Here is a 2,934-nt window from a genome sequence, read left to right as displayed (position 1 = left end):
GGCGGGAGGCTTCAATGCGGATCGCGGATGTATTGCGGAACAAGGGTGCGGCGGTGGTGACCATCCATCCGGATGCCACGGTCATGGAGTTGCTGGCGGGCTTAGCCGAGCACAACATCGGCGCCATGGTGGTGATCGGACGTGAGGGCCTAGAGGGGGTGGCCTCCGAGCGTGACGTGGTACGCCAGCTGCACGTCCACGGCGCCAGTCTGCTGGCTCGGCCGGTGTCGGCCATCATGACCCGCCTGGTGGCAACCTGCGCCAAGACCGACTCCGCCGACGACATCAGCATGTTGATGACCGAGCACCGCGCGCGTCACATACCGGTGCTGGAAAACGGCCGACTGGCCGGGATCGTCAGCATCGGCGACATCGTCAAGTCCCGGATGGAAGAGCTGCAGGCCGAACACGAGCAACTGCGCGACTACATCGCCCAGGGCTAGCCGGTCGCAGCGTCAGCTCCACGCGTAGTCGCGGCGCAGCCGGGCGGCTACCACCTCGAACACCGAGCGCTCCAGGATTGCGCCTTCGCGCCGGATCGACTCCTCGGGAACGTCGAGCACCCGGTCGAGTCGCACCCAGCTGATCCGGTGAGCGTCATCCCAGCTGCCCGCACCGATGCCGACCCAGTTCGTGTCCTCGGCGTGCCTTTGCCTGCTGGACAGCATCAGGCCCAACAGCATGTTGCGGTCGCGGCCGACGACCAACACCGGTCGGTCCTCTCCTTGTTTGGGCCCCTGGCCCGCAATGTCCTCGTAGGCCACCCAGGTCCAGACGATCTCGCCCGGGTCGGCGCGACCGTTGAGATCGGGGGCGTAGACGAGCCGGCGTGCCCGGTGCGCGGTGGGGACACTGCTGTCGGTCACGGGACGGCCGGCGGCGATCTCCGTAGCCGGCTCCGATGTCGCGCCGCTGAGCATCTCCAGACCGATCTTGATGCCCTGCTCGATGCCGCGCTGGATGCGCTGCTGTACCTGCGGTGCCTGCTCGAGTTGGCGGATGAACCGTGGAGCTTCGTTGAACACCAGGTTCTCCGCGAATCGCTGCACCGATTCCCATGGGGTCTTCCGCGGGGAAGCCATGCTCGCAGCATAAAGCGTGTCGAATAACTCTGACTGTCTTCGGCACCGCCCACCGCTGACTACACGTGGGACAACAAAGGCCGCCGTCAGGATCGGCGATCAGGTGACCTGACCCCTCCGCGATGCCGGTACGCCCTTGCGCGTCGCCGGGCGTTTCGTCTTGCGGCCCGCGCCTCGCTACCCTGACTAGGCAGAAGGCACGACCGCCCCCCGTTCACCAGGAGATTCCCATCAGCAGTTTCGCCGACCAAACCTTCACCGCGCCGGCGCAGATACGGAACTTCTGCATCATCGCCCACATCGACCATGGCAAGTCCACCTTGGCCGACCGGATGCTGCAGCTCACCGGCGTCGTCGACGACCGATCGATGCGTGCCCAGTACCTGGACCGAATGGACATCGAGCGGGAACGCGGCATCACCATCAAGGCGCAGAACGTTCGGCTGCCCTGGACCGTGAAGGACGACCCGGAGACGGGCCCGCGGAACGGTGCCGCAGCCGGCGATTACGTGCTGCATCTGATCGACACGCCTGGTCACGTCGACTTCACCTACGAGGTGTCGCGCGCGCTGGAGGCCTGCGAGGGCGCGATTCTGCTGGTCGACGCCGCCCAGGGCATCGAAGCCCAGACCCTGGCCAACCTGTACCTGGCGCTGGACCGGGAGCTGACCATCATCCCGGTGCTCAACAAGATCGACCTGCCCGCGGCCGATCCGGAACGTTACGCCGCGGAACTGGCCCACATCATCGGGTGCGAGCCCGAAGACGTGCTGAAAGTCTCCGGCAAGACCGGTGAAGGCGTGGCCGAGCTGCTCGACGAAGTGGTCAAGCAGGTGCCAGCTCCCACCGGCGACGCCGACGCGCCTGCGCGGGCGATGATCTTCGACTCCGTCTACGACATCTACCGCGGCGTCGTCACCTACGTCCGTGTCGTCGACGGCAAGATCACCCCGCGCGAGAAGATCGCGATGATGTCCACCGGCGCCACCCACGAGCTGCTCGAAGTCGGCATCGTCTCCCCGGAACCCAAGGCCACCAAGGGGCTTGGCGTCGGCGAGGTGGGTTACTTGATCACCGGCGTGAAGGACGTGCGTCAATCGAAGGTCGGCGACACCGTCACCACCGCCCGGGGCGGGGCCACCGAGGCGCTCACCGGATACCGTGAGCCCAAGCCGATGGTCTATTCCGGGCTGTACCCGGTCGACGGGTCGGACTATCCGAACCTGCGCGAGGCGCTGGACAAACTGCAGCTCAACGATGCTGCCCTGACCTACGAGCCCGAGACATCAGTGGCGCTGGGCTTCGGATTCCGGTGTGGCTTCCTGGGCCTGCTGCACATGGAGATCACCCGCGAGCGGCTGGAACGCGAGTTCAACCTCGACCTGATCTCCACTTCGCCCAACGTTGTCTACCGGGTGATCGCCGAGGACAACAGCGAGATCGTCGTCACCAACCCGTCGGATTGGCCGGAAGGCAAGATCCGCACCGTCTTCGAGCCCGTCGTCAAGACAACCGTGATCGCGCCGAGCGAGTTCGTCGGCACCATCATGGAACTGTGCCAGTCTCGCCGTGGAGAACTCGGCGGAATGGACTACCTCTCACCGGAGCGGGTCGAGCTGCGCTACACGATGCCGTTGGGCGAGATCATCTTTGATTTCTTCGACTCGCTGAAGTCGCGCACTCGCGGCTACGCCAGCCTGGACTACGAGGAGGCCGGCGAGCAGGAGGCCGACTTGGTCAAGGTCGACATTCTGTTGCAGGGCGAGGCGGTGGACGCGTTCAGTGCGATCGTCCACAAAGACTCGGCCTCGGCCTACGGCAACAAGATGACCACCAAGCTCAAGGAGCTGAT

The 2,934-nt window shown here is 65.4% G+C and carries 3 protein-coding genes; 2 read left to right on the top strand and 1 reads right to left on the bottom strand.

Going from position 1 to position 2,934, the window contains the following annotated elements; all coding sequences use genetic code 11:
- Nucleotides 1-14 precede the first annotated feature (14 nt).
- Nucleotides 15-443 carry a CBS domain-containing protein gene (locus AC2VOG_RS14295; RefSeq protein ID WP_486940546.1) on the top strand — a complete coding sequence of 143 codons (429 nt, stop codon included), beginning with the start codon at nucleotides 15-17 and terminating at the stop codon, nucleotides 441-443.
- Between the two features lie 12 nt (nucleotides 444-455).
- On the opposite strand, the gene AC2VOG_RS14290 is transcribed toward AC2VOG_RS14295, so the two are convergent.
- Entirely contained in the window at nucleotides 456-1,082 is a 627-nt protein-coding gene (locus AC2VOG_RS14290) for a type II toxin-antitoxin system PemK/MazF family toxin (RefSeq protein ID WP_486940545.1), read from the bottom strand.
- Nucleotides 1,083-1,204: 122 nt separating this feature from the next.
- On the opposite strand from AC2VOG_RS14290, the gene lepA reads away from it, so the two are divergent.
- Nucleotides 1,205-2,934, top strand: a 1,730-nt coding sequence (gene lepA / locus AC2VOG_RS14285; protein ID WP_486940544.1) for a translation elongation factor 4, incomplete at its 3' end; no start/stop codon positions are given.

The sequence above is a fragment of the Mycobacterium sp. TH-M11 genome, from assembly GCF_057473725.1.
The sequence above is the reverse complement of the archived record's forward strand: the minus strand, read 5'-3'. Positions and strand labels throughout refer to the sequence as shown.

Bases quoted from the DNA above. Each gene is read 5' to 3' on its own strand.
- AC2VOG_RS14295 (WP_486940546.1), top strand. From the start codon at position 15: ATGCGGATCGCGGATGTATTGCGGAACAAGGGTGCGGCGGTGGTGACC.
- AC2VOG_RS14290 (WP_486940545.1), bottom strand. From the start codon at position 1,082: ATGGCTTCCCCGCGGAAGACCCCATGGGAATCGGTGCAGCGATTCGCG.